Annotated in this window: 28 protein-coding genes; 2 read left to right on the forward strand and 26 right to left on the reverse strand. The window is 61.7% G+C overall.

Going from position 1 to position 26,820, the window contains the following annotated elements:
• The first annotated feature begins 139 nt into the window (after positions 1–139).
• Positions 140–577: a hypothetical protein gene (locus AC1KVG_RS00525; protein WP_184408581.1), complete on the forward strand. Its 438-nt coding sequence runs from the start codon at positions 140–142 to the stop codon at positions 575–577.
• A gap of 347 nt (positions 578–924) precedes the next feature.
• Here AC1KVG_RS00525 and AC1KVG_RS00530 read toward each other — a convergent pair whose 3' ends face one another.
• The 15 genes from AC1KVG_RS00530 to AC1KVG_RS00600 all read right to left on the reverse strand — a co-directional run bounded on the left by AC1KVG_RS00530 (position 925) and on the right by AC1KVG_RS00600 (position 14,844).
• Positions 925–1,677 carry a 3-deoxy-manno-octulosonate cytidylyltransferase gene (locus AC1KVG_RS00530; RefSeq protein ID WP_481093168.1) on the reverse strand — a complete coding sequence of 251 codons (753 nt, stop codon included), beginning with the start codon at positions 1,675–1,677 and terminating at the stop codon, positions 925–927.
• A gap of 43 nt (positions 1,678–1,720) precedes the next feature.
• Positions 1,721–2,995, reverse strand: a complete 1,275-nt coding sequence (locus tag AC1KVG_RS00535) for a hypothetical protein (protein ID WP_481093169.1) — start codon at positions 2,993–2,995, stop codon at positions 1,721–1,723.
• 112 nt (positions 2,996–3,107) lie between these two features.
• A complete protein-coding gene (locus tag AC1KVG_RS00540; RefSeq protein WP_481093170.1) occupies positions 3,108–4,178 on the reverse strand; it encodes a hypothetical protein in 1,071 nt (356 codons plus the stop codon).
• 8 nt (positions 4,179–4,186) lie between these two features.
• Complete coding sequence (locus tag AC1KVG_RS00545; protein ID WP_115038918.1) at positions 4,187–4,870, reverse strand: class I SAM-dependent methyltransferase; 684 nt, start codon at positions 4,868–4,870, stop codon at positions 4,187–4,189.
• Between the two features lie 75 nt (positions 4,871–4,945).
• Positions 4,946–5,563, reverse strand: a complete 618-nt coding sequence (locus tag AC1KVG_RS00550) for an LbetaH domain-containing protein (protein WP_115038919.1) — start codon at positions 5,561–5,563, stop codon at positions 4,946–4,948.
• Entirely contained in the window at positions 5,560–6,690 is a 1,131-nt protein-coding gene (locus AC1KVG_RS00555) for an aromatic ring-hydroxylating oxygenase subunit alpha (protein ID WP_481093171.1), read from the reverse strand. The genes AC1KVG_RS00550 and AC1KVG_RS00555 overlap by 4 nt, the downstream gene beginning before the upstream one ends.
• 40 nt (positions 6,691–6,730) lie before the next feature.
• Complete coding sequence (locus AC1KVG_RS00560) at positions 6,731–7,378, reverse strand: acetyltransferase (protein ID WP_115038921.1); 648 nt, start codon at positions 7,376–7,378, stop codon at positions 6,731–6,733.
• 14 nt (positions 7,379–7,392) lie between these two features.
• Positions 7,393–8,160 (reverse strand): SDR family NAD(P)-dependent oxidoreductase, encoded by a 768-nt coding sequence (locus AC1KVG_RS00565; RefSeq protein ID WP_481093172.1) that lies wholly within the window; start codon positions 8,158–8,160, stop codon positions 7,393–7,395.
• A 42-nt stretch (positions 8,161–8,202) separates the two neighbouring features.
• Positions 8,203–9,243 carry a ketoacyl-ACP synthase III gene (locus AC1KVG_RS00570; protein WP_115038925.1) on the reverse strand — a complete coding sequence of 347 codons (1,041 nt, stop codon included), beginning with the start codon at positions 9,241–9,243 and terminating at the stop codon, positions 8,203–8,205.
• 5 nt (positions 9,244–9,248) lie between these two features.
• On the reverse strand, positions 9,249–9,473 hold the full coding sequence (locus AC1KVG_RS00575) for an acyl carrier protein (RefSeq protein WP_006452276.1): 225 nt from the start codon (positions 9,471–9,473) through the stop codon (positions 9,249–9,251).
• Positions 9,474–9,537: 64 nt separating this feature from the next.
• Complete coding sequence (locus tag AC1KVG_RS00580; protein ID WP_481093173.1) at positions 9,538–10,647, reverse strand: DegT/DnrJ/EryC1/StrS family aminotransferase; 1,110 nt, start codon at positions 10,645–10,647, stop codon at positions 9,538–9,540.
• Positions 10,648–10,768: 121 nt separating this feature from the next.
• Positions 10,769–12,253, reverse strand: coding sequence for a sigma-54 dependent transcriptional regulator (locus tag AC1KVG_RS00585; protein ID WP_255085293.1), 1,485 nt, complete (start codon positions 12,251–12,253; stop codon positions 10,769–10,771).
• The gene (locus AC1KVG_RS00590; protein ID WP_005997154.1) at positions 12,246–12,629 is read right to left on the reverse strand and encodes a response regulator; all 384 of its coding nucleotides are present in this window, start codon (positions 12,627–12,629) and stop codon (positions 12,246–12,248) included. The genes AC1KVG_RS00585 and AC1KVG_RS00590 overlap by 8 nt, the downstream gene beginning before the upstream one ends.
• Positions 12,630–12,637: 8 nt before the next feature.
• On the reverse strand, positions 12,638–14,041 hold the full coding sequence (rpoN, locus tag AC1KVG_RS00595; RefSeq protein WP_481093174.1) for an RNA polymerase factor sigma-54: 1,404 nt from the start codon (positions 14,039–14,041) through the stop codon (positions 12,638–12,640).
• Between the two features lie 224 nt (positions 14,042–14,265).
• A complete protein-coding gene (locus AC1KVG_RS00600) occupies positions 14,266–14,844 on the reverse strand; it encodes a response regulator (protein WP_229014455.1) in 579 nt (192 codons plus the stop codon).
• On the opposite strand from AC1KVG_RS00600, the gene AC1KVG_RS00605 reads away from it, so the two are divergent.
• Positions 14,788–14,925 (forward strand): hypothetical protein, encoded by a 138-nt coding sequence (locus AC1KVG_RS00605; protein WP_481093458.1) that lies wholly within the window; start codon positions 14,788–14,790, stop codon positions 14,923–14,925. The two genes, AC1KVG_RS00600 and AC1KVG_RS00605, sit on opposite strands and share 57 nt — an antisense overlap.
• A gap of 43 nt (positions 14,926–14,968) precedes the next feature.
• Here the strand turns inward: AC1KVG_RS00605 and AC1KVG_RS00610 are convergent, their stop codons facing one another.
• From AC1KVG_RS00610 to flgG, 11 genes are all read right to left on the reverse strand, one after another.
• A complete protein-coding gene (locus AC1KVG_RS00610; RefSeq protein WP_481093175.1) occupies positions 14,969–15,535 on the reverse strand; it encodes a PilZ domain-containing protein in 567 nt (188 codons plus the stop codon).
• Positions 15,535–15,828 carry a hypothetical protein gene (locus AC1KVG_RS00615; RefSeq protein WP_176340894.1) on the reverse strand — a complete coding sequence of 98 codons (294 nt, stop codon included), beginning with the start codon at positions 15,826–15,828 and terminating at the stop codon, positions 15,535–15,537. The genes AC1KVG_RS00610 and AC1KVG_RS00615 overlap by 1 nt, the downstream gene beginning before the upstream one ends.
• An 8-nt stretch (positions 15,829–15,836) precedes the next feature.
• Positions 15,837–16,250, reverse strand: coding sequence for a flagellar export chaperone FliS (gene fliS, locus AC1KVG_RS00620; protein WP_023903949.1), 414 nt, complete (start codon positions 16,248–16,250; stop codon positions 15,837–15,839).
• Positions 16,251–16,401: 151 nt separating this feature from the next.
• Complete coding sequence (gene fliD / locus AC1KVG_RS00625; RefSeq protein ID WP_115038937.1) at positions 16,402–17,727, reverse strand: flagellar filament capping protein FliD; 1,326 nt, start codon at positions 17,725–17,727, stop codon at positions 16,402–16,404.
• A gap of 265 nt (positions 17,728–17,992) precedes the next feature.
• Positions 17,993–19,192, reverse strand: a complete 1,200-nt coding sequence (locus AC1KVG_RS00630; RefSeq protein WP_115038939.1) for a flagellin — start codon at positions 19,190–19,192, stop codon at positions 17,993–17,995.
• A 319-nt stretch (positions 19,193–19,511) separates the two neighbouring features.
• On the reverse strand, positions 19,512–20,717 hold the full coding sequence (gene flgL, locus AC1KVG_RS00635; RefSeq protein ID WP_481093176.1) for a flagellar hook-associated protein FlgL: 1,206 nt from the start codon (positions 20,715–20,717) through the stop codon (positions 19,512–19,514).
• Complete coding sequence (gene flgK / locus AC1KVG_RS00640; RefSeq protein WP_481093177.1) at positions 20,717–22,591, reverse strand: flagellar hook-associated protein FlgK; 1,875 nt, start codon at positions 22,589–22,591, stop codon at positions 20,717–20,719. The genes flgL and flgK overlap by 1 nt, the downstream gene beginning before the upstream one ends.
• Positions 22,592–22,602: 11 nt before the next feature.
• Positions 22,603–23,793, reverse strand: a complete 1,191-nt coding sequence (flgJ, locus tag AC1KVG_RS00645) for a flagellar assembly peptidoglycan hydrolase FlgJ (protein ID WP_006452265.1) — start codon at positions 23,791–23,793, stop codon at positions 22,603–22,605.
• Between the two features lies 1 nt (position 23,794).
• Positions 23,795–24,913, reverse strand: a complete 1,119-nt coding sequence (locus AC1KVG_RS00650; RefSeq protein WP_006452264.1) for a flagellar basal body P-ring protein FlgI — start codon at positions 24,911–24,913, stop codon at positions 23,795–23,797.
• 10 nt (positions 24,914–24,923) lie between these two features.
• A complete protein-coding gene (flgH, locus tag AC1KVG_RS00655) occupies positions 24,924–25,616 on the reverse strand; it encodes a flagellar basal body L-ring protein FlgH (RefSeq protein WP_104550400.1) in 693 nt (230 codons plus the stop codon).
• Between the two features lie 38 nt (positions 25,617–25,654).
• A complete protein-coding gene (gene flgG, locus AC1KVG_RS00660) occupies positions 25,655–26,440 on the reverse strand; it encodes a flagellar basal-body rod protein FlgG (protein WP_006452262.1) in 786 nt (261 codons plus the stop codon).
• Positions 26,441–26,820: the final 380 nt, after the last annotated feature.

Raw genomic sequence — 26,820 nt, forward strand, 5'->3', positions numbered from 1 at the left:
TTAAAATTGAACGACTGTGACGTCAAGCTCACGCTTGACAGAATGACGGTGAGGTGAGATTTTCGATTCGCGAAGTTAATCGTTTAAAAGTAGTAAGAAAATCCTGATACGTATTCTCACGTCCACAATAGGTCAAAAAATGATTGCGAAAATTGCTCTTTTTACAGTGCTTGTTCTGGTTGCGGGCAACTCGAAGGCATGGACGCTAGTATATGAAACTGATGCAAATGGCAATGTTGTTTCGGGATCGCTGCGAAGCCTAAGAACTGCTGTGGACGCTGGTGCGAGTGTCAAGGTGCTGGTCCCGGCACCCAACATACACGTATGGACTGTGCAGTGCACACATACTTCTTTGAGGCTTGATGCTTCACAGGCCGTAGTCTGTATGAGTGAAACCGATCTTGTTGTTGATGTGACAGTGGGGAGTCAATTTGCTGTGGTTTCGTCTCCTTTGCAATCACACCATTATCTCCTGAATACGTTGGGTCAATATGCTTTGGCTGCTGTAAACATTAAAACAGGGGATTTGATTTCAAACACTTCTACGATTCGTCCTATGCGCTGGTATGTAGAGTAATAGTATTTTAAGTTCAATGTAATTGATCCGGAATTTCATTGTCTGCCTTAGGAAGGCGCCCAGCACACTTCACGGAGTCGGATTAGAGCTACGCTTCGTGGAAGGTGAGTTTGCTGTTGGAGACGGCGAACGACGCAGGCGCGTTCGCCGGAGCATACCAAAGGGGCGCTCTAGAGCGGTTTCGTGGTCGTGTGGCTCTTTCGATCTGCCCAGCGGCGCTGACTGACCGAATATCCTCAGAAAAATGGCGATCAGCGGGCAGGCGTTGGCGTGTTCGGTTTCTCTGGCGTCGGCGGTACCGCAGGCCGACGATTATGCTTTTTGAATATCGTTGTCTACTCTGTTCATTACTGCTCTGCTGGCGTGTCGGTTAACGACTGGGCGCGCAGCGCCTGCTCCACGCGCTGCACGTCCGCCGGCGTATCCACGGCAATCGACTTGTCACTCATCTGCACCATGCGCACCTCAAAGCCCAGTTCCAGAAAACGGAGGATCTCGATGTCTTCGATTTCTTCCAATGTTGTCTTGCAAGATACCGACGCAAATGCCAGCAACGCCTGCTTGGGAAACGCATACGCACACACCTGCCGCCAGGCACGCCGGAACTCGCCTTGCTTGGTGATCGGGATCGACGCGCGCGACATGTATAACAGGCGCCCGTCAGGGCGTACGACCACCTTGGGCACGCTCGGATTACGGAATTCGTCGATGTTGGCCACCGGGCAGTAACCGTTGATCACATCATTCGGCGCCGCTACCGCCGCATCGATCAGCAAGCGAACGTCTTGCGGATTGAATAGTGGGTCATCGCCTTGCACATTGATGTAGGTATCCACATCCAGCTGCTGCGCGACCTCGGCGACACGATCGGTGCCGGTCAGGCAGTCGCTTGAGGTCATCAAGGTGCGGATGCCGGCCTGCTCGCAGGTGCGTTGAATCACATCGCAGTCGGTGGCGACCAGAATGTGCTCGGCCGGCGCGGCCTTGGCGCATTGCTGATAGGTACGCACGATCATGGGCACGCCGCCCAACTCGATCAGTGGTTTTCCGGGCAGCCGTGAGGAATCACGTCGCGCCGGGATGATGATGGCGTAAGTCATAGAAGCCTCCTGGCAACCGATGGCATTGAGTGGCGAGGGTGGCTCAGCCGACTCTGCCTTGCCAAAAATCGGTGGAGTTGAGATCCAGCCGGCTGACTGCCTCGGCAGCCTCCAGCACTGCATCGCTGTCGGTGAACAGCCGGTTCCACAAGTCCATCGAGAAACCGTAGCTGTTGTCGCGAGCCACATTGAACAATGGGACGAACTTCAACGACGACCAGCTCAGATGCGGCTCCAGTGCCAGCAGACGTGACTTTGCAAAACGGTAGCTATCGACCAGGGTTTCGGCCGGGAATCCAAGCCGGCGTGCGTAGTCCTTCCACAACGACGATTCGAAGGCGTATTGGCTGAGTTCTTGAAAATGCCGATTTGGCGCAAGTTCGTTCATTGGAGACAATTCGTCGTCCGCATAATTTGCCGGTCGCGGATCCTCTGGCATCGACCACAATGCCAGCATGTCCTGTGTCCTACCAAGCATCGCTTTCTCGGTGAAATGGAACGGGATGTTTCGCCACCCTCCTGCTAAAGAAATTGCGATCTTTCCTTGATTACGTTTACCTCTAAAGTTGGCATTGATGGCGTCATTGGTTGAGCCGGTCAGCACGTTATCGCTACGGCACCGCACCGCAAATTCGATACCTTGCTCGGCAAGATGCTCGGCGCCCAGACGCGCGGAGCGCAGCACCGCATTGCGGTAGTGCAGGCCAAGATTGTCCGGCTGAGGAACCAGGATCAATGCATCCAGCCAAGGCCGGCAGCGGTCGAGTAGCGCGCTTGGTTGATGGTCCCAGGTCACCATGCACTGATACGTCCAAGGGAAGCGCAGGCGATTCCAGGCCAGCACCAATGGCGTAAATTCGAACGCGAGTCCCTGCACGAAAATGCCCGTGTCTGGTGACTTCAGTCGACGCGATAGTTGCAACTCCGGTAGCAAACTGGAGAAGTCCTGCAGCTCCTGCAGCAGCGGGATGCTGCCTTGATCGTAATCGACCGCACGCACTGTACGGAAACGACCATGTACCTTTGCAATTTGATTCATCACCTCCGGCGAGTGATTGGAAAAAATGACGATCAGCACATCGTCGATTGATTCCTCCTCCAGCGCCGAAGGTGATCTGACTGGTACGCCATGGACGGTCGTACCCTGATTCTCCGGCCGCGGGCAGATGGTGTACTGCAAGTTCAGCTGTTGGCTGACGCAAGGATAAAAGTCGCGGAAAAACTGCCCCGCGCCCCAACCGATTAGCTTGGTCTTGGCTGGATCCAGTCCTGGATACTTTATACTGGCTCGTGCGATGGAACCGGTAGCTAGCGCCATGATGATGCTTCCTTATTTTCTTTGCAGATTAAGCATAGCAGTCGCAGTGCAACCTCTAAATGTGGCTTCGCATAGACAAGGCAGGCTTTGCTCGTCAGGGCAGGCTGCTTGTTCATTGATTGCCTACAGCCGCCGGGGTCGGCAGCTTGGAAATCGTCAGTTCCAATCCGGCTGGCCCTGGTCGGTCGCAATGCAATGACAGTTGCGGCATGGGAAACAGCTGCAGGCATTGCAGGAGATCGGCAGGACGTTTGATGCGTACCTTCGCCAGCAAAACGTCCGTGTTTGCGTTGAGCCATTCAAGTAGGGCGACCGGCTGCTCTACATCCAAACGAACGAACTTGTTTGTTGCATCGCTTTTAGGCAGTGGCGCAGTACCGATTTGGTTCTGAATGATCTTTGTAGTGTCCGCACTGAAGCTGGACAGGGCAGGCACAATGCCGAGGCTGCCGAACAGCAGTGATAAGCGCTTGCCCTCGGCAAGCGCTTTGTCTGCAGTAAACGAAGAAAACCCGTAATCGAATGTGCCGATGTTGTCTGCGACTAACAGCTGTTCGAGAAACGCGCTGCGGGTATCGGCGATCTCCCAGATCAGGCCTTGCTTCGCGCATGCCTTGAATGCATCAGTCTGCGGATTTCTGTTGCGGAAGAATGGATGCTCGGACACCTCGGCGCTGACGACATCGGCCAACGCCGACAGCAACCCACTCTGTAAAAACAGTAGATAGCCCAAAAACGTACGGTTGGACAGCGCATCGGGCCATGTTCCGGTCCAGGCCCGTAGCGTTTCGCAAACGTCATCGTCGAAGGCTTGCGGAACGGTGATTGGCCCCAGCGTACGTGTGGTGCCACGACTAGCCAGATGTGCCGCATAGTTGCGCAGCAACTCGCCTTGGTCGACAAGGCGCATGCCATGCTCGCGGATGTGGCGCAGCCACAACGTGCGGTGCACGCCATTCTTGATCTGCAATACCACGTTGATTTGCGCGAGGTCGTCACGTGCTAGGAAATCGTTGGTGCTCATCAGCGGAATGCTATCGACGCTATCAGTTAGAAGCACGTCGTGCACGATCGCCATCGCTGTCAACGGAAACTCCGAGTCCATCAATGCGCGCTTGAGAACGGTCGATGCCGGTGACGCGTAATCCCAGCCAATGAAAACCAGTGTGTCGGGCTTGCTCAATGTCTGCCTCACAGTGGCTTCTGGAAATAGTAGGTCTGCGTGTCGCCGAGTTGGCCTTCGCGTAATGTTCCGCTCAGTGGACTGTGGTGATTCGTTGCCACCACCTTGCCGCTGGCACCGACAATCGTGCAATCAGCACCATGCCAACTGATCAAGTTGAGCTGATGTTGGCGACCAAGTTGTAACATTTCATCTACGGTGAAGTGCTTGTAATGCCAAGCGTAGGGATTCTTCGCCAGATCAATGACGCTAGCATTTGGCGCTGAAATGATTAGCCGGCCGCCTGGCTTGAGCGCATGCACCATCAAGCCGAAGAACAGTGCGCCATTTTCCACGTGCTCAATGGATTCCATGGAGACGATAAAATCGAAATGCTCGGCAGGCAGCGCGAACGGGAAGAACTTGTGGGCAAACATCACGTTGAGGTCGACATAAGTCTGCGAGGCGCGGGCAATCGACTCGCCCGAACCATCAATGCCGATGATAAAACAGGGCAAACCTTGCGCCAATAAATGAGTGCCGTAGCCGCCGCCGCAAAAAATATCGGCACCCAACAACGGCCCAGGCAAATCAATTAGCGATTGACGCGCGAATTCATACCGAGCCATGTGGTCCGGCGGGATATCATCAATCTTAAGGGCAATGACCCTTTCACCACTATCGAGCGCGAAATCACGATCAATCAATCCCATAAAATCGCTCCTTCTGATCGTCGCCGCACTGGCGCATGATCTTGAACTTCAAAATTAAAATCGGCGTGTTATTGATTACGTCAGAATATGTGCGCCTTCTGGCATCAATGCATCGAAAAACGAACGGTCTTGCAATCTCGCCGGCAGCTTCCCTCCAAGCAACCATTCACAGTGCTTGCCTACCTGGCTCTTCGGTGCGGCGAAAGTGCCAGCTCCCAGAGTCGAGCCTGAGCCTATCTGCACCTGGTTCGCCAATACGACCCCTGCGCGCAAGGTCACGCAGCTTCCAAGCTTGACGCCATGGTCCAGGATCACTTGTCGATCTAACCAACTGCCCATACCTAACACACAATCCTTAGCGATATTGCAGCCGGCGCCGACGTGGACATTGCCCATCAGGCGTACGTTGCTTTCGATGACTGCGTTTGGTGACACCAGGTTGTATGTTTGATAACCGGCCAGCCTGATGTCTGCGATCAGTTTTTGGCGCGCGTAATTGACCGCGCGCTCATCCAGCGCCACGAAGACCTCTGTATCCTGAGCACTATAAGAGCCGCATAGAAGCCCTAGTTCGAAGTTATAGCTATCACTGCTGGACAACGAAATATACATACAGCCAGGCTGAAGTTGCTCGGCTAGTTCAAAGGCTTCGTCGAGCGCGCGACCATGTCCCACAACGACGCGTACCGTCATGACTGCTCTCCCAGCACATGCGTGCGATACCAAAGATGCTGGCTGACCAGATGCTCTTCGTAATCGCCGTGCATGAACTGTCGCGACTGTGGGCCGATGCCGCTTTGCAGGCGCTCCAACACTACCGTGTCTTCCGCGATCACAGTACGTTCGCCGCGAATCAAACTACTGAGCAGAGCAGTGAAATTTGTGCGTTGCTCCTTACGCCGGGCCGTCATCATCCACAAGTGGTAGTCGGTTTCACCTGGCGCGACTGGCTCGTATTGCTGTAGCAAAAAATGCTCGCCACGTATGCTGCAGAAGTTCACGTTCGGGTAGACGAACCAGTTGTAGTAGATGTGCTCGCTGCCATAGGTGTCGCAGAGTTCGCGGAACCAGGAGGTGTGCTCTTGCAACGGTGCCTTGGTGGGATAACTGAGCGCGCTAAGCGCCGGCGCTTGAGCTTGTTGTATCAGTTCCTTTACTAACGACGGCGCATCGCTAGCTGCGCCAGTCGATCTCACAGGTGCAGTCATTGCTGGCAGAAAGGTCTTTGGATGCACAAATGGAACGTGGTTGTAGTCCTTCACGTTCTCCATGTTGAGCTTCCAGTTGTAGCGGACCCGGTGACGGCTGTAGATGACTTGTGTATCCAGGTGCGAAGATGCCTCGCGCAATTGGGTCAGAAACGTGTCAGAAAACTGTTCCTGCAGCGCAAGGGGGTGCTCGGATAGATTGACGAATAACAATCCGCCCACTTCCTCTATATGCAGCTTGTGCAGGCAGATGCGTTCGCGTTCCTCGGCATCGAACCGGTACAGCTCCTGATTCGGTATTGCACGTAATTCGCCCTCGGGTCCAAAAGACCATGCATGATAAGGGCACACCAGTGGCCGCTGGCCGGCGCTACTGGTCTGAATTGCGGACAGCCGATGCGGACATTGATTGACGAAAGCACGGATGCCTGCCGTCGTGCGCTGCACCAGCACTGGCACGCCAGCGGTCGTTCGGGTGAAGAACTGATTACGCTCGCGCACCATCGAACTAAAGCCGGCGAAGTTCCACAGCCGGCTGAAGATCCGCTCACGTTCCAGCGCAAAGGTCTCGACGCTGGTGTAGTGCTGTGCGCCCAGTGCGTGGCGTGTCATGCGGAGCACCTTGTTGCGGTCATCGGCAGCATTGGCTGGTTCATGCTTGCGCTCGCGGCTTGTTGAAGATCGAGCGGGCCGGGTTGCCGATCACGGTCTGGCCGGCCAGCACATCGTTGAACACCACCGAGCCCATACCGACCACGGCGCCTTTCCCGATAGTAATGCCGCGCGCGATCAATGCACCCGTGTTGATCACCGCGCTATCGCCGACGGTGACGTTGCCGGCCAGTACGCAGCGCGGCCCAATATGTACGTAGTCGCCAATGCTCACGTCATGGCCGATCAAAGTGTCCTGGTCGATGAAGCCGTACGCGCCGATGTTGCAGTCCACACCGCAGTTCACGTCGTAACCGAAGTAGGTTGGGCCGTAGACTGTGCGCGCCCCAAGCGTGCAACGCGTGCGTATAGAAATGAACTCCGCGCCCTTCGCTAGTAGTGGTGTGACTTGCTGTTCCCGCATCGCCGGGTCGCCGATTGCTGCAACAAACAGCAGGTCGGATGTCGGGACAAAGCTCTGTGGATTGCCCAGCCATGGGTAATACAGCACAGGGGAGACGCTGTCCGCGCCGCGCTCGTCGAGAAATCCGGCAATGACCCAGTCGATCCCATGCCCGTAATCCACTTGCAGCTGTGCAAGCGCCTGTCGCCCCAGCCCGCCGGCGCCCACGATGACAACGCGTTTCATGATCGGTTCCTTACTCAGCTGATGGTCAAGCCGCCGTCCATCACCAGGCTGGTGCCGGTGATCCAGCGGCTGGCGCCCGACAGCAGAAAGATGGCGGCATTGGCCACATCGTCAGGCTGCCCGAAACCCAACGGATAGTTGTTGCGTTCGGCTTCCAGTGAGCCGACGACTTGCGCGGTGGCACCCAACAGCGGTGTGTCGACGAGCGCAGGCGAGAGGCAGTTGACGCGGATGCGGCGCTTGATGACTTCCATCGCCAGGCAACGCGAATATGCAATCAGCGCCGCCTTGGACGCAGAGTACGCGCCCACTCCAGCGACACCGATATGCGCAGCGATGGAGGCGATGAACAGAATTGCGCCGTCGGCAGCGATCAGATTTCGCTTGAGCAAAGCCTGGGTAAGCAGCACCGGTGCATCGACATTGGTCGACTGAACCTCGTGCAAATGCGCTTCGCTGACCATGCGTGCCGGACACAGCCGCGAAATGCCGGCGCTATGCACCACACCTTGCAGCGGTGCAATCAATGCTGCGACCAGCGCGTCGCGCTCAGTTGCGACAGTCAGATCGGCGCGCACAGCTTGATGCGGCAATTCCGAAATCGCTTGTAGCTCGCTCAACGTCGCTTCCAGACGCTGCGCATCACGTCCGGTGACGATCAACTCGCCGCCTATGCGCGCGCAACTCAGCGCAATGGCTTTGCCCAGGCCCGAACTGGCACCGCTCACCAGGATGCGCTTGCCCGTCAGGCTGAAAGGATTGAAGGGAGTATGCTCGTTCACGTGGTCTCGTTATTCCGGAAAAGACAGGTGCGACTACAGTGCTCAAGACTCGATCAAATCAGGAAACACCGCACCATCGATGTCCACCAGGCAGGTGCCCCACGACAGGCCGATGCCGAAGCCGCACAGCAACACGCGCTTAGGTCCGGATTCCAGTTCCTTGTTGATGCGCGCGGTCATGGTCACCGGCAACGAGGCGCCGCTGGTATTGCCGAAGTCGCGCAGCGTGGAGGGAACTTTTTCCACCGGCAGGCCGAGCTTCTTGCGGATGGTTTCGTTGATCATGCGGTTGGCCTGGTGGAACACGAAGTAGTCGATGTCCTCCTTGGCTATACCTGTGTAGTCGAGCAATTTCTGCACTGCCGGTGGGATGCGCTGGGTAGAAAAGCTCAGTACCGCCACGCCATCGAGAATCAGGTCCACGCCACGGCGCCATGGGCCGTTGGGTTCTTCGCGGAACGGAATCAGGTGCTGCATGGCGACCGGTTCGCGGTGGCCTCCCACCGGCAGGATGATCGCCTTATAGCCACTGCCGTCGCTGTTGAGATCGAAGTGCATCGGCGGCGCGTCGGCGCTGAATTCCAGCGCGGTGGCGGTGCCGGAATCGGAAAAGATCGGGTCTTCCAGCGTGGCGCTGCGGTCGCCGACCAGCAGCAGCCCTTTTTTGACGCCGCCGGCGGCGATCATCGAGCCGAGCAGATTGATGCCGAACGGGTAGGCCGAGCAGCCCAGGTTGACGTCGAAGGCGACCGTGGCGTGCGACAGCCCCAGCCGATCCTGCAGGATGATCGCGGTGGCCGGAATCGGGTAATCCGGCGACTGCGTCACTACGATCAGTGCATCGATCTCCTCGCGCTTCCACTGCAGTTTTTCTAGCAGCACCTGCGTCGCATCAAAGGCCAGGTCGGAGAAGCACTGCCACTCCGAGGCCATGCGGCGCGTCTCGATCCCGATGTTGCGCACCAGGCGCTCGCGCTCGGAACGGATCTGCGGCCGGCAATCGGTGAGGTTGGACACGACCCGCTTCGGCACGCATGTCGCCATGCCGGCAAAGCGAACATTGTGCAGCGTGGAGGTCGGCATGGTGCTTACGCCTCGGTCAGTTTGTAGAGATCGCCGACAGTGATGGCCGTGGTCAGGTCCTCGCCGGTGATGGTCTTGCCGTATTCCATATCGAACATCACGATCACGCCCAGCGCGGCCAGCGAATCCCATTCCGGGAGTTCGAGCAGCACGGTGTCGGTGGTGACCTCGACCGGCTCCTGAAAGTCGGTGGCGGAGAGGAAGTTCTCGATAAATGTTGCCTGGGTCATGCGATCTCGCCTGGTTGCCTGTTGAAGAAATGGGAGTCTGAAGTGCAGGTGCAGCGTGTTGCCGTCATGTTGCCTGTTGGCCGGCGATCAGATCGGCAATGGTATCGACCTGGTCGTGGGTCAAGCCAGGAAAGATCGGCAAACACAACACCTGCGCCGCCACCGAACGCGCCACCGGCAGCCATGCCGGTGCAGACGAGGGCAGGGCGCGATACATCGGGAAATCGCTGATCAACGGATAGAAGTAACGCCGTACCAGAATGCCGTGCTCGCGCATCAATTGGTATAGCGCATCGCGCGCCAGCGGGTAATCGTCCTGCACCAGAATCGGAAAATACGCGTAGTTGGCAGTGGCGTGATCGGGCCGGGCAACGCAGCGGATGCCGCGAATGTCGTTCAATCGCTGCCGGTACTGCGCATCGATGGCGCTGCGCTGCGCGATGGCGTGATCGATGTGCTTGAGTTGCAACAAGCCGAACGCCGCGCTGATCTCATTCATCTTGCCGTTGATGCCCGGTGCAACCACCGTGGTTTCGTCGACGAAGCCGAAGTTCTTCAGATGCCCGATGCGTTGATAGGTTTTTTCATCCGGGCAGATAATCGCGCCGCCTTCGAAGGTGTTGAACACCTTGGTGGCATGAAAGCTCAACACACTCAGATCGCCATGGCGCAGGATCGAGCCGCCGGCATCGCGCACACCGAAGGCGTGCGCCGCGTCGTAGATCACCTTGAGGTTGTAGATATCGGCGATGCGCGTGATGGCGGCGGTGTCGCAGGTCGTGCCGTAACAATGCACCGGCATGATGGCGGTGGTCTGCGGCGTGATGGCCGCTTCGATCTTGGACGGGTCCATGTTGAGCGTCACCGGGTCGATGTCTACAAACACCGGGGTGATGCTTTTCCACAGCAGCGAGTGCGCGGTGGCCACGAACGAGTAGGGCGTGGTGATCACTTCACCGGTGATGCGCAGCGCCTGCAATGCCGTGATCAACGCGGTGGTGCCGTTGGTCAGCAATGCCAGATGCGACACGCCCAGGTAGTCGCACAGTGCGCGCTCGAGTGCCCGATGCATCTCGCCACCGTTGCTGAGGATGCGGCTGGTCCAGATCTGCTCCAGATAGGGCAGAAATTCTTCCAGCGGCGGCAGCAGCGGACTGGTGACGGGTATGGTCATCAAACACTCGGCAAGTGGAGTCGGCACGTCGATGTCGATTCCGTTCGCAGCCGATGACTGCGAACGGAGTGATCCTGCTGAAGCAAGCGCTGTGCCAGCAGACGTGGCCGGCGCGCTGGTCCTAGTTCGCCAGCTCGGTTTGCTCGCGATCGATGCCGTACTTGCGCAGCTTTTCCACCAGCGTGGTGCGGCGCAGGCCGAGCAGCTGCGCGGCGTGCGCCACCACGCCCTGGGTACGTTCCAGCGCTTCGTTGATCAGCGCCAGCTCAATGTTGGCCATGTGACCACGCAAGTCGATGCCATCGTCGGGCAGGCTGGACGCGGTGGCCGGTTCGGTGGTGGCCGATTTGGGCTGCAACGTCACCACATTGCTCGGCAAGGTGCTGACCTCTGCGGGTGCGGCAACCAACGCCGGCTCGGGCGGAAGTTCGAGCGCCGTGGCCGCGGCAAAATCGCCGCGATAGCGTGCCGGCAGATCCTGCACGCGCACCAGACCGCCCGGGTGCAGCACCGCCAGGCGCTCCACCAGATTGGTCAGCTCGCGTACGTTGCCCGGCCAGTCGTAGCTGCGCAGCGCCTGCAAGGCTTCGTCGGCAAAGCGCACTTCGCCGCGCCCGGTGCGCGCCAGTTGCCCGGCGATGGTCTGCACCAGAATGGCCAGGTCGTCCACGCGTTCGCGCAGCGCCGGCATTTCGATCGGAAACACGTTGAGGCGATAGAACAGGTCCTCGCGGAACTGGCCATCGCTGATGCGCGTTTCCAGATTGCGGTGGGTGGCGGCGATCACCCGCACGTTGCAGCGGATGGTCTGGCCACCGCCCACGCGCTCGAAGCTGCGTTCCTGCAGCACGCGCAGCAGCTTCACCTGCATCGGTAGGCTCATGTCGCCGATTTCATCGAGCAGCAGGGTGCCGCCCTCGGCCATTTCGAAGCGGCCCTTGCGGGTGCTCAGGGCGCCGGTAAAGGCACCTTTTTCGTGGCCGAACAGTTCGCTTTCCAACAGGTCCGGCGGAATCGCGCCGCAGTTGATCGCCACAAACGGCCCATCGCGCCGTGGCGAGTGCTGGTGGATGGCGCGCGCGACGACCTCCTTGCCGGTGCCAGATTCGCCCAGCACCAGCACGGTGGTGTCGAACGCCGCCACCTGGTCGATCAAGCGGCGCAGACGGGTCACCGCCTCGCTATTGCCGGTAGGGCCGGTGTCCTGCTGCACGCCGGCCTGATGCTCGGCATCCAGCCGCTTGAGGCTGGCACGGCGCAACAAGGCTTCCAGCTGCGCGTGACGCAGCGGCGTGTCCAGCGTCCAGACGTTGGCTTCGTGCAGCCCGTGCGTCTGCGCGAACGCGCTCGGGCTGCCTTCCATCAGCAGCACCGGTGGCGGCAGCTTGGCATCGGCCAGCCAGTCAAAGAACTTGTCGGCCTGTGCAGCATCCTGCGCCGAGCCCACCATCACCGCCATCCACTCATCGTGGCGATGACGGCCAGGATTGATGTCGGCGCCGTCGGTGACCCAGCGTGGATTGAAGTCCATAAACTCGAGCAGTGACACTGTGCGCTCGGCGCGCACGGCATCGCTGTCGATCAACAGAATGCGGGACTCACTCATTCCTGGCTCCTTCCGTCAGGCCCTCCAGGATTGGCATGACTTCCTGGATATAGGACAGCTTGCTAACAAAATTGTCAGCACCCGCGCGAAGGGCATGTTCACGATGCTCTGCATCGTCAAAGTGGCTCGCGATGACAATATACGGCGGATCGTCCTGCGTCTTGATCAGACGGGTCGCCTGCAACCCGCCCATCTCCGGCATGGCCAGGTCCATCAACACGACATTGGGGCGCAGCGACTCAGAGCGCTCGATCGCTTCCAGTCCATTGGCGGCACTGCCCACGATATTGAGCCACTCCACTTTGCGAAAATGACGCATCGCAGCGTTGATGAAGCCCTCGTGGTCGTCGACCAGCAGCACGGTGAGTTTGCTCATAGTAATCCTTATCCTGCCCGGGCAAGCAGCGGTTTGTTGATGCGGCGGCGCTCGCGTGCCGGGGCGATGTCGAGTTGTTCGCGGTACTTGGCCACAGTGCGACGGGCAATGTTAACGCCCTGACGCGACAACAGCCCGGCGATGGCTTCGTCGGCCAGCGGCCGGCCGGCCGGTTCGCTTTCGATCAGTCTGCGCACCATCGCCTTGACTGCCTGGCCGGAGACGCTGGCGCCTTCCAGACGCACGGCAAAGAAATGCTTGAGCTCGAAGGTGCCGCGCGGGGTCTGGATGTATTTACCGGTGGTAATGCGCGAAATCGTCGATTCGTGCATGCCGATCTCATCGGCAATTTCCTTCAGCGTCAGCGGTGCCATGGCTTCTTCGCCACGTACCAGAAACGCAGCCTGACGCTCGACGATGGCGCGCGTGGCACGCAGCAAGGTCTCGTAGCGCATCGACAGGCCACGGGTCAGCCAGCGCGCCTCTTGCAGCATGTCGCGCAGCGGCTGGGCGGCTTCGCCGGCCTCGGCCAGTGCGCGCTCGTGCACGGGATTGATGCTCACGCGATGCGTGGTGGCCGGATTCAATGCCACGCGCCAGCTGCCATCGGCATGCCATGCGAGCACATCGGGAATCACGCTGGCGTTGCTTTCCTGCAGCAGGTCGTCGCCCGGGCGCGGTTGCAGCGAGAGGATCAGGCGCACCGCTTCGCGGGCGTCGTCGAGCTCGGCGTCGTGCGCGCGTGCCAGCAATGCGTAGTCGTGGCTGGCCAGCAATTCCAGATCGCCCGACAAGATGCGCGCAGCCAGATGGCGTGCCGGCACGCGGCCGGGCAGGGCGCTCAGCTGGGCCTGCAGACACTCGCGCAGATCGCAAGCGGCCAGGCCGGCCGGGTCGCCGTGCAGCAGGCGCTGACGGATCGCTTCCACTGCCTGCACGGTCATACCCAAGCGAGTGGCGCCGAGCTGCTGCAGGGTCGCCAACGCTTCGCTCAGATAGCCGGCGTCGTCGGTCTGCTCCAACCAGAACGCGGCAGCCGCCAACGCGGCCTCGTCCAGGTCCAGTGCCAGTTCGCGCAGGATGCGCACATGCGGGTCGGTGGATTCGCCAGCGGCCACGCGCTGCATGCGGTCGTCGTCGCCATCGTTCCAACTGCTGCTCTGCACGTCCCACATCGTGCTCTCGGGCAACTCGTCGAACGCGGCGATATCGGAGGCGCCATCATCGCTGGTCGCGACGTCGTCGCTGCTGTCGGCCAGTTCTTCCAGCTCCAGCAGCGGATTGGTTTCCAGCGCGCGACGGATTTCCAGCTCCAGCTGCATGCCGTCCAATTGCAACAGACGGATCGACTGCAGCAACTGCGGGGTCAGGTGCAGTTGCTGGCCAAGCTGGGCGGAAATGGTCGTCTTCATCGAAGCGCTTCCGTAAAGGCGCCGCACACAGCGGCGATGGAACGCATCTTGCAGGACAACGCGACGGGTTTCTAATCAGGGAGTGGTGTGAGGTGACTCATGATATTCCTGACAGTATGTCGGGAAATTCCTGACACTACAGGCGGACTCAAGCATGCCCGCCGGAATCCCGTCACTGTTTTGGCCTTCAACGGCCTGCAGACGCTCGCAACCGAGCGAACGCCTCAGACCAGCTCGTTGTGATGTTTGGCCGCCAGCAGCACCAGGTCGTTGGCACGCCGACAGCCGAGCGATTCCATCATGCGCGCGCGGTGTGTCTCCACCGTCTTGACGCTGATGCCCAGGTCGGCGGCGATTTCCTTGTTGCTCTGGCCGCGGCCGATCTCGCGCAGGATCTCGCGTTGACGCGGGGAAAGCGCGGCAATGCCGACCGGTTTTTCGCGGCCCAGCATCGGCGCGATCATCTTCGACGAAATCTGCGGGCTCAAAAACACCTGGCCGGCGGCTGCAGCACGCAGCGCCAGTTCCAGTTCGAGCGGCGCGGCGTCTTTGACCACGAAACCGACCGCGCCGCGATCCAGCGCGTCGCGCACATGCACCGGGTCGTCGTGCATCGACATCATCACCACATGCGTACGCGGCGCGGCGCGCAACACATCGGTCATGGCATCCAGGCCGCTACGGCCGGGCAGGGACAGATCCATCAACACCAGATCGGGTCGGTGCAGGGATGTCATATCCAGGGCTTGTTGCGCATTGCTGGCCTCGCCAACGACATCGATGCCGGCGAAGGTTTGCAGCAGCCTGGAAAGGCCGGCACGTACAAGGGTGTGATCGTCGACGATGATGACTCGCACGGCGCAGAAGAGACCTTTTTTCAGTAAAGGGCACCTTAGCCGACCCGGCGCCTCGCGCCAACAGGCGGCGTCAGCGCTGGCGGCGGGCGTCAGCGATCTGACGGCGATGCAGACGGAACAGATGGCGTTCCAGTGCGTCCTGCAGGCCGGGCGAGAGCGGCGCAAACAGCAGCCACAGCCAGTGATCGTGGCCATCGTGGGCGCTCGCCAACACCTCGGCGGGCAGCTGTACCAGTTCAGGAAGCCAGTCGGATGGCTGCAGGCAAACGCTGCCAATCGTGCCTGGCGGCTGGCTGCTTGCGCAACTCAGGCGGATCCCTCGGACCGACCAGCGCACCGTGCCCTGGATCAGGCCGGTGTCGGCTTGCCGCACCAGGCGGCCGATCAAGGCCAGCATAAGGTCGAGTTTGGCATCCATGCGCTGCACCAGCAGCGGCAGGTCGCCGCGGTCTTCGCTGGTTTCTTCGCTGCGCAGATCTTCCACCTGGCCCAGGCTGCGCAGCAAGGTTTCTGCGGCGCTGTGCGAGCCGGCATCGCTACCGGCGCGAAAACCGGCCGGCAGACGCAATTCGCAGCTGAGCGTGTCGGCGAACAGCGCGGCATCGGCGGATGGCGCGAGTGTGCCGAGCGTACTCATCAGATCCGTCCGACCCGGGCGTAGGCACGGCTGGCCGTCGATGAGGTGCGCTGTGCGCGGATCAGATCCAGCAGCTTGCGACGACGCTCGAGCATCATCCGCATCAAATCCTGCTGCATGGTGTGCAAGGTCTGCAGCGCGTCGCGGTCCTGGCTCAGGTCCACATGCTCGGCATACTCGCGCAAATGCAGATCGTGGCTGTCCAGCAGGAACGGCATCACCTCGAACTCCTCCTGCGCCATGGCGAGGCGGATATCGGCGATTTCGGCTTGAAGGCTTTGCGCGCTATGCATGGCTGGACTCACGAGACGGCAGAAAGGCCGCGTTGTTCGAGGGGGATGGAGTTCCACGCCGAGTCGATTTCGCTGAGCAGTTCCAGCGCTTCGGTCAACGCAGTTTCGTCGTTATGCAGATTGGCTGCGGTCAGGCGCTGCATGACGTAGTCGTACAGTGCCGACAGGTTACCTGCGATCTCGCCGCCGGCTTCGTGATCGAGCGAGCCGTTCAAGTGACCGACGATGGCGCAGGCTTCGCCGATGGCCTTGCCCTTGCGCGCCTGGTCGCCCTGCGCCAGGCAGGCCTGGGCCAGACGAATGCGCTGGCAGGCGCCGGCAAACAGCAACGACACCAGCTTGTGCGGGTCGGCTTCGGTCACGCTGGTGGACACGCCGACCTTGCGGTATTGCTCGGCATATTGGCGATTGGAACCGTACATGGATGACTCCCTCAATTGGCTGGCCTTCGCGGGTCCCGGAGCGGGGTGCTCCTGCGACAACGCTCCTGCCAACAGGCAAGGCCGACATCACGATAGGTACTACTTGTATCGGCAACATCGGCGTACGACTTGAGGACTGCGATCACGAAAATCAGCTTGTCAGCAGGCTGCTGAGCGAACTGGTACTGCTTTGCAGCTTGCTGATCATGGTTTCCATCGCGGTGAACTGCGCGGTATAGCGATCGCTGAGCTTGACCATGCGTGCGTCGAGGTCGTCCAGGTCGGACTCATAGCCCTTGATCTGCTTGTTCAAGCTGTCCGAGCGCAGGGTCAGGGTGCCATTGGTGACGTTGACGTTGCTGTCGAGCAGCTTGGTCATGGTGGAGCCGTACTTGCTGTCCTTGCCGAACACCTCGGCGGCGGCACCGCCGTCGGCGGCGATGGCGGTGTCGAACTTGCCACCGTCAAAGCTCATCACGCCATCCTTGTCGATGGTCAGGCCGAGCGATTTGAGTTCGTTGATGTTGCCGCTGACCTGGCCGCGCAACTGCTGCTGCAGGCCACGTACCAGCGAATCGCCGGTCAATGCCGAGGCGGTGCGGGTGGCAGCGTCGTAGCTGGTGCTCTTGGCCAGCAGCGTGTTGGCGGTGTTGTAGGCCGCCGCATAGGCAGTGAGGTTGGCCTTGAGGCCGCTGGTGTCTGCTGCAACGCCCAGCGTGACCTTGGTGCCTTCAGCGGCCTTGGTGAGGTTGAGCACCACGCCCGGCACGATGTCGGTGATGGTGTTGGAGCTGGAGGTGCGCTCGAAGCCATCCACACGCACCAGCGCGTCGGCCGCGGCCACGGACTGGTTCAAGCCGCCGGTGACGCCGGGGCCATAGGTGAGGCTGCTCAGGCTCGGGTCGCTGGCACTGACGGTCAACGCGCCCTTGGTGCCGGAGTCGACCGCGTTGAAGACCAGATGCTGACCATCGTTGGCGGTGACCACGCTGGCGGTGACGCCCTTGCCACCGGCTGCCTTGTTGATGGCTGCAGCGATGTCGGTGAGCTTGTCGGTGCCGGTGATGTCCACCGTGATGCTTTTGTCGCCATAGCCGATGGTCAGCGTGCCGCTGCCGACAGTGGCATCGGCAGTGAACGCACCGGAGGCCAATTTCTGAGAGGCGGCCAGCGAGACCACTTCCACCGAGTAGTTGCCGGGGGCGGCCGAACTGGTGGTGGTGGCGGTGAAGCCGGCATCGGTCGGCACGGTCGCCTTGTAGGCGTTGGTGTCGGCGCTGCTGACGACCTTGTCCAGCGCAGATTTGAGCGTGGTCATGCTGCTCTTGATCTGGCTGATTGCCGACAACTGGGTCGTCGCGGCGGTCCCGGCCTTGTTGATACGGGCCTGCTCCGGGTCTTTCTGCCGGGAGACCAGGGTGGACACCACAGTTGGGATGTCCAGACCGGAGCCGGAAGTGCTGATCACCGATGCCATGTTGCATTCCTCGTCTGGGCGTCCACAAAAGATGGACGCATGGGATTACGAGACGGGTATCGGCCGCATCCGGGGGGACTTTAGCGGCGGCGACGCGTTTCGCTCACGTGGAGGGGTTAATGCAATTTCCATGCCCGAGCTGCGTCAAGAAACCCGCGCCACCCCGCGTGCCGCGCCCTCGGGTCGAATCTGCGGCCAAAAAAAAAGCCCCTCCGAGGAGGGGCTTTTGGACTTGCTGCGAAGCGCTGCTGATTTACTGCAAAAGTTACTGCAGCAGGCTCAGCACGTTCTGCGGAACCGACTTGGCCTGGGCCAGCATCGCGGTACCGGCCTGCTGCAGGATCTGCGTGCGGGTCAGCTCGGCGGTTTCCTTGGCGTAGTCGGTGTCGCGGATACGGCTACGCGAGGCCGACAGGTTTTCCGAGGTTGCGCTCAGGTTGGCGATGGTGGAGGTGAAGCGGTTCTGCACCGCACCCATGTCGGCGCGCGAGGAGTTGACCGCGGTCAGCGCCTTGTCGACGATTTCCAGGGCCTTCTGCGAGCCGGAGAACGTGGAGATATCCAGGCTGCTCAGGGTCGAAGCGGTGGAGCCTGAAGCGGCCGAAGCGGTCTGGATGCCGGCGCCGACGGTGATGCCGGTGGCGCTGGAGGTACCGGCCGACAGCGAGGTGAAGTCCTGGCCAGCCTTCAGCGATTCGATCTGCACCGTACCGTCGGACTTGATCGAGGCATACATGCCGGTCTGGTCGAGCTTGTCGTTGATCGCCGCAGCAACCTTCTTGTTCACGTCGGCTGCGGTGTCGCCGGCGCCGACCTTGACGTCAGCGATGGAGACGCTCTTGGCCGAACCGCTGGCGTCCTTGAACGACAGGCTGATGCCGCTGACCGAACCAGAAGCGGTGGCGGTGCCGGTCACGCCAGCGCCGGAGACGGCGGCGGCGAAGTTGGCCTTGCCCAGCGAATCGACATTGGCGTCGACGATGCTGTTGATGCCGATGGTCTGGCCGGCGTCGGCGCCGACCTGGAACAGCGCGCCGGAGAAATCGCCGTTCAACAGCTTGGTGCCGTTGAAGTTGGTCTGGTTGGCAACGCGGTCGATTTCAGCGGTGAGCTGCTTGACTTCGGAGTTCAGCGCGTCACGGTCGGTGGACGAGTTGGTAGCGTTGGACGACTGCACCGACAGCTCGCGGATACGCTGCAGGTTGCTGCCGATTTCGACCATCGCGCCTTCGGCGGTCTGGGCCAGCGAGATACCGTCGTTGGCGTTGCGCGAGGCAACGTCCAGGCCGCGGATCTGCGTGGTGAAACGCTCGGAGATCGCCAGACCCGCGGCGTCGTCCTTGGCGCTGTTGATGCGCAGACCCGAGGACAGACGCTGGATGCTCGTCGACATGCTCGCGCTGCTGGTGTTGAGGTTACGCTGAGCGTTCAGCGACATTACGTTGGTGTTGATTACCTGTGCCATTTTGATTTCTCCTAAGCGATTTTTCCGGCAAGGGGGACTTGCCCGGAGCCTCCGCAGGGGGGCCATCAAGTTGGCCGTTGCCGCTGCTGAGATGAATAACGGCGTTGCGTCGGGAACCTTTAGCGAAATCCAGTATTTTTTTACTGTTTTTCTGCATCGGGACGAAATACGGAAACGTTGTGTATCAAGGGGTTTGGTTTATTCGGCAGCACCCCGCAGATCTTTAGCGCTGGTATAACTTTCTACAAATAAACTCCGTCCGCCTGGCGCACTGCTCACGCGCAGGAGCGAAGAAAAACCCTGGTTTTCTACTGCAAAATCAGCGGAGCAGGTTGAACAACGACGACGACTGCATCTGCTGAAAAATCGTTTGAGCGGCCTGCAACGAGGCCTTCTCAAGTTCGTACTGCCCAAGCGCCGAGGCGTAATCCAGATCGCGGATCGACGACAGGGTGGTCTTGAGCGTGACTTCGTTGGATTCGAGCAGCGAGTTGGCGTTATCGATCGCCGACAACTGCGCGCCGCCCGAGGCGCGTGCATCGATCATCTTCGACGAGGCCTGGCTGATGTCGCGCATTGAGGTCTGCAGCGTATTGATCATCGCTGCCTTCTGCGGCTGGGTCAGGGTGTCGGAGTTGAGTGCGCCGACCAGGTCGTCGATGGTGGAGAACACGTCCTTGGTGGTGGAGGCACCGATCTGGAAACTGTCGCCCACCGCCGGCGCGCCGCTGATGCGCATGCGCACGCCGGCGGCGGTGATGTCTTCGCCATCCTTGTAGGTGCCGGTGCTGACCAGTGCATTGGTGCTGTCGCGCACCTCATAGGTGTTGGCGGCGGTGAACTGCACGCTGTAGCTGCCGCCATTCCAGCTGCCGGTACTGGCATCGCGGCTGAAATCCAGCAGCAGCCCGGTGCCGGTATTGGTGTTGGCGGGGTGCGCGTCCACAGTGCCGTCGCCGGTGCGGATGCGCATGAAGATTTCGCTGCCGGGCAGGGTGTCGCTGACAAAGGTGTCCGGCGCCACTTCGACCTGCTTCTGGGTCTGGTCGCCGTTGTAGACGACGCCGCCATTGCTCTTGATGAACGGTGCGCTGCCATCGGCGGTGCCGCCGAACAGATAGCGCCCGGTGCCATCGGTGCTGTTGGCCAGACTCACCATGCTGTCGCGCAGTGCAGTCAGTTCCGAGGCGATCGCCTTGCGGTCGTCGGGGCTGAGCGAGGAGTTGTTGGCCTGCACCGCCAATTCGGTGACGCGCGCCATTTTGTCGCCGGCTTGCGACAGGGCGTTTTCCTGAAGGCCAAGCCGGTTCTGCACGTTGTTGGCGTTCTCGCCGAACCGTGTGATGGCTGCCAGGGCGCGATCCAGGCCCACCGCGGTGCCGGCGGCGACCGGGTCGTCCTTGGCTGTGACCAGGCGCTGCCCGCTGGCGAGCTGGGCCTGGATCTGATTCAGCCGCGACTGCTTGGCCGTCATCGACGACACCGACTGGCTGTACATCATGCTGGTAGAGATACGGTCGGTCATCAGCGTACGGCGCCCAGAATGGCTTGGAAGATGGTGTCGGCGGTGGAGATCATCTGTGCGGCAGCCTGATAGGCCTGCTGCAGTTTCAGCATGTCGGCGGCTTCCTCGTCGAGGTTGACGCCGGAAATCGAATCGCGGCTGGCCTGCGCCTGGTCGTTGATGACCTTCTGCGCATCGGCCGAGTAACTGGCTGCACGCGCAGCCGAGCCCACCGAGGTGGTCAGGCCGGACAGCGCGCCATTGAGCGTGACCGTGCCGCCATTGAGCGCCTTGGCGTCTTCCACCTTGGCCAGCAGTTTGGCGTTGCCGTTGTCGCTGGAGCCGGCGCCCATCGGGCCAACGCCGAAGGTGTCGCCGGCCTTGGGCGCGCCATCCAGCGCAAAACTCCAGCCATTAGCGCTGATGGTCTGGCCGGCGGTGTAGGGAAACGGGCCGTTGCCATCGATGGTGTACTGGTTGGCGTCGATGAACTCGACCGACGACGGCGTTAGCAGCGCAGGGTTCTGCGCATTGGTGACCTTGACGTCGCTGATCTTGCCGGTGCCCAGGTTGGCGAGCGTGGCGGTGGCCTTGACCGGCGTTGCCGCGGCAATCCGCGAGGGGTCGGTGATGGCCACCGAGATGCTGCCAGCCAACCCTGCGGTGGGCTGCAGCAGGAATTTGTCGCCGTTGGCCGGGGTGCCGCCGACCACCAGGCTGACACCGTTGAGCACCAAGGGATCGCCTGTGCTGCCGGTGCCGGTGATCGGCACGGCGGCGCCGGTGTCGGCGCGGGTGGCCTTCCACGCCGCACCGTCGAAGCTGAGCGTGACGTTCTGCCCGTCCACCGCGCTCATGTTGCTGAAACTGGCGCTCAGCGAGGCGGTGCCGGTGTTCTTGGGATTGGCAGCGGTGGTGGGCGAGCCGATGTTGAAGAAGTTGCCGCCCATCGCGCCGTACAGGTCCATGCCCTGGGCGTGACCGGCGTTGAAGGTGCTGGCCATGCCCACGGCCAGGCGCCCCAGTTCGGCCTGGGTCGGTTCGAGCACGCTGCTGCGGAACTCCAGCAGACCGCCCATCTGCCCGCCCAGTGAGTTGGCGCTGAGGCTGACGTTCTGGCCCTGGGTCTGCAACGCCACCTGCAGCTTGGTCGGCTGATACGGGTCGGCCACGGTGGTCAGTTTTGCCGCCGTGGTCCCCACCACCAGCGCCTGGCCGCCGGCGGTGAAAACATTCATGAAGCCGCCGTCCTGGATCACCGCAGTGCCGCCGGTGAAGCCGACCAGCTTGGACACCAGCGCATCGCGTTGATCGAGCAGATCCGGCGAGGCGTTGTCCACGCTGTTGCCGATGGTGCCGTTGATCTTGGCGATCTGCTGGGTCAGGCGATTGACCTCGTCCACCGAGGAAGTCAGCCCGCTGTTGACCTCGTTGCTCAGGCTGTCCATCTGCCCGTTGAGCTGCTTGAAGCGGGTCGCCAGCGAGTTGCCGCTGTCGAGCATGCTCTGCCGCTCGGCGGTGGAGGAGGCATTGGACGACACCGCGCTGGTGGAGTCGAAGAAGTTCGACCACAGCCCGGCGACATTGGTGGCGGTGTTGGAGTACAGGCTGTCGACGCGATTGGTCAGCGAGGACAGCTGCTGCAGGCGCGAGAGCTCGCCGCCGCTGTCGAGCAGCCGCGAGATGGCCAGCTGGTCGGCCACCCGACCCACGTCGGTGATCTTGGCGCCATTGCCCACGAACGCGTAGCCCATGTCGGTGGGCGTGCGCGTTGCAAATTCCACACGTTGGCGGCTGTAGCCTTCGGTATTGATGTTGGCGACGTTATGGCTAACGGTCGACAACGCCCGTTGGAAGGCGATCAGCGCACTGGTCCCGGTGGACATGATGGACATGGGCGTTTACCTCAACGACGGATGGTGCCAAGCCCGGCGGGCTCGGCGGTGCTGGCGTAGCGGTTGGACAGGTCGGCCGCCGCGTTGCCGATGGCGGCCACCGCGCGGTCGATGGTCGGACCGTTGGCGATCGCTGCGATCTTGGCTGCGTAGCCCGGATCGGTGGCGTACCCAGCCTGTTGCAAGCCGCGTGCAAAACCCTTGATATCGGTGCCGGCCTGCAGCGCAGACTGGTAGCGACTATTGTTTTTCAGCAGCCGCACGTAGTCGGCAAAGCTCTCTTCGGCCGAGCCGTAGGCACGGAAATCGGCGGTTTCGGTGGTTTTGACGCCGTTGACGTACTCGTGGGTGCCGGTAGTGACCTTGTCGCCGCTCCAGCCGGTGGCCTTGATGCCGAACAGGTTGTTGGAATCGCCGCCATTGCCGATACCGCGACGGCCCCAGCCGGTTTCCAGCGCGGCCTGTGCGACCAGCGCACGCGGATCCACGCCCAGTTCACGCGCGGCTTTCTGCGCATGCGTCCAGATCTTGGCGACGAAGCCTTCCGGGGTGCGCTCGCCCAGGCTGGCGGCGGCGCTGCTGGCCGCGCTCGCATTGACCGCGGCACTGGCATCGGCGGCATCGCTGACAGCCACATCGCTCCAGCGATCGTTGGCCGACGGCCAGCTCAGTGCGGCCGCATCGTCGCCGCCGGACTCGCCACCGCCGGTACGCCCGGCGATCAGATCCAGCACCTGGCTCATGCCGATCCCGGTCAGGCCGCCTGCGCCGATGCCTGCAGCGGTGCCGACAGCTGCGCCCAGGCTCGCACCGACGCTGGTTGCCGCGCCATCGCGTGCCGGCAGCGGCAACGAGGCATCGCGCTTGCCGGCCACCAGTGCGTAGGCCTTGGCCGCATCGGCGGTGCTCAGCGAGGTGTTCAACGCCGGGCCGCCAGTGTCGCCACTCAACTGCTTGGAGATCATCGCCGACAGACCCAACCCCTTGCCTTCGGTCAGCGCCTTGGCCATCTGCTGGTCGTACATTTCGCGGAACATCTGGTTTTCACCCGGAAACATCGGGTCGCCGGAGCTCGCATCGCGCATGCTCTTGACCAGCATCTGCGCGAACTGTCCTTCGAGCTGACGTGAGACCTTGTCGATCTTTGCGGGATCGGCCTTGGTGCTCGGGTTGAGATCAATGGGCGAGGCTGCGATACGCATGTCAGATGACCTCTAGCTCCGCCGTCAGCGCGCCAGCCTGCTTCAGAGCTTCGAGAATGGCGACCAGGTCGCCGGGAGCCGCGCCCACTTCGTTGACTGCGCGCACGATCTGATCGAGCGTGGTGCCGCCTTCGAACTTGAACATGCGGCTGCCTTCGGAGGTGGCCGTGATGGTCGATTGCGGCGTCACTGCCGTACGGCCGCCACTGAAGGCACCCGGCTGGCTGACATTGGTGTTTTCGCTGATGGTCACGGTGAGCGAGCCATGCGCGATCGCCGCCGGCATCACCCGCACCAGCTGGCCGATGACCACCGTGCCGGTGCGTGCGTTGACCACCACCTTGGCCGGCGCGTCGCCCGGAGAGAGTTCGACGTTTTCCAGCCGCGCCAGCAGGCCGATACGGGCGCCCGGATCGGTGGGCGAGCGCACCGACACGGTGACGCCATCGACCGCACGCGCGGTGCCGGCGCCGAAGCTGTTGTCGATCGCCGCGACCATGCGCGAGACGGTGGTGAAGTCGTTCTGATGCAGGTTGAGCGTGATCTCGCCGGTGCCGGCAAACACGTCCGGCAATGCGCGTTCGACCGTGGCGCCGTTGGGAATGCGACCGACGCTGGGAATGTTGACCGACACCCGCGAGCCGTCCTTGCCCTGCGCGCCGAAGCCACCGACCACCAGGTTGCCCTGGGCCATCGCGTAGACCTGGCCATCGGCGCCTTTCAGCGGGGCCATCAGCAGCGAGCCGCCACGTAGCGACACCGCGTTGGCGATCGAGGAGACGGTGATGTCGATCGGCTGGCCGGGCTTGGCAAACGGCGGCAATTCGGCGTGGATGGCCACGGCCGCGACGTTTTTCAGCTGCGGATTGACGTTCGCCGGAACATTGACGCCCAGCTCGCCGAGCAGGTTCTTCAAACTCTGCACGGTGAAGGGCGCCTGGCTGGTGCGGTCGCCGCTGCCGTCCAGGCCAACCACCAGGCCGTAGCCGACCAGCGCGTTGCCGCGCACGCCGCCGACCTGGGCGAGATCCTTGATGCGCTCGGCCGAGGCCGGCGCGGCGATCGCGCAGACTGCGACAGCGGCAGCGAGCAGACGGAAGGGCAGGGAAGACAGATTCATGGTCGCAGGCTCAGTAGGGCGACAAACGGGAATTGAAGAAGCGGCTCAGCCAGCCCATCGCGTTGGACTGCGCGATCGCGCCGCGGCCGCCGTAGGCGATGCGTGCGTCGGCCACCTTGCTGGAGGGCACGGTGTTGTCCGGGGCGATGTCGGCGGCGCGCACGATGCCTTGCACCTGCACCAGTTCGTCGCCCTGGGTCAGACGCAGATTCTTCTGCCCCTGGATCACCAGATTGCCGTTGGGCAGGCGCTGCATCACGGTGACGGTCACGCTGCCCTGCATGCGGTTGCTCTGCGCGGTGTTGCCCTTGCCGGCAAAGCTGCGGTCGCCGCTGGTGGAGTTGCGCAACACGTCGGTGCCATTGACGGTGAGCGGCACGCCGAGCAGCGTGGGCGTGCTCATGTCCACGGTGTCGGCCTTGCTGACGCTGGTGTTGGCGGTGGACGAGGCGGTGGTGCTTTCCACCAGGTTCACGGTCAGCAGATCGCCGACATCGCGCGCACGGCGGTCGCCGTACAAATTCAGGCCCGGGCCGGCGGCATAGATGGCACCGGCAGTGGGCTGCGCCACCGGCGCGACCACCGGCACGATCGGCGCCAGTTCGGCAAACGGCCGCACATCGCCGGCTGCCACGCAGCCACCCAGCAGCGCGCTGCAGGCGAGGGCAAGACCCAGAGAGGAGAGAGAGGGCAGGCGTGACATGGCGTGAGTTCCTGAGAGGGCGACGAGCGGCGAGCCGATCAGACGTTGTTGTTCAAGTAACCGAGCATCGAGTCGGTAGTGGAGATCGCCTTGGCATTCATTTCGTAGGCGCGCTGGGTCTCGATCATGCTCACCAGCTCTTCCACCGTATTGACGTTGCTGCCTTCCAGCGCGCCCTGCACGGTGGTGCCCAGGCCGTTGAGGCCGGGAGTGCCGTTCTGCGCGGGGCCGGAGGCGGTGGTTTCGACGAACAGGTTCTCGCCCTTGGACTGCAGGCCCGAGGGATTGATGAAGTCGGTCAGCGTCAACGCGCCGATTTCCTGTGCGGCGGCCTGGCCGGCCAGGGTCACGCTGATGGTGCCGTCGTTGCCGATGGTCAGCGACTGCGCGCCTTCGGGCACCTGGATGCCGGGCTGCAGCGGGTAGCCGCTGTTGGTGACCACTTCGCCCTGCGCATTGATCTGGAAGGTGCCGTCGCGGGTGTAGGCGGAGGTACCGTCGGGCATCTGCACTTCAAAGAAGCCGCGGCCGTTGACCATCACGTCGAGCGCGCGGCCGGTCTGCTGCTGGCTGCCCTGGTCGAAGCCCTTGAAGGTGGAGACCACGCGCACACCGGTACCCAGCTGCAGGCCGGTCGGCAACTGCGTCTGCGCGGAGGTGGAACCGCCCGGCGCACGCACCTGTTGATACAACAGGTCTTCGAACGCAGCACGATCGCGCTTGAAGCCGGTGGTATTGGTATTGGCCAGGTTGTTGGAAATGACCGACATGCGCGTCTGCTGCGCATCCAGTCCGGTTTTGGCGACCCACAAAGCCTGATTCATGACCCGATTCCTCGTTAGACCCGGGGATGTGTTCCGGGCACGGCTGGGTATATGCACGTGCCGTGCCAAACCCGCGCCGGATTTTTGCCGGCTGTGCGCTGGATCACGCGGAGTGGGGCGCGGCGGCCTGCGCGGGGCAGGGCTGGCTGCAGGTGGGTAGGAGCTAGGCGGAAGCGGTGGAAACTTGCGCTGCAGATCAGGCGCGGTAGATCGGTTGCCGGTCAGAGCGGCTAATAGAACGTGGCGGGGCTTGCTGACGAGGAGCGCAGTAGTGGTTCGTTGGTTGCATTTTGTTGGATGCAGTCAGAAGCCAGATCAAACGCTGGGTCGGTCGAGGGCGCGGTGCCCTCACCGCTCGCGGGACACGCCGTGAATCCATC

Source organism: Xanthomonas sp. NCPPB 3959 (assembly GCF_056675575.1).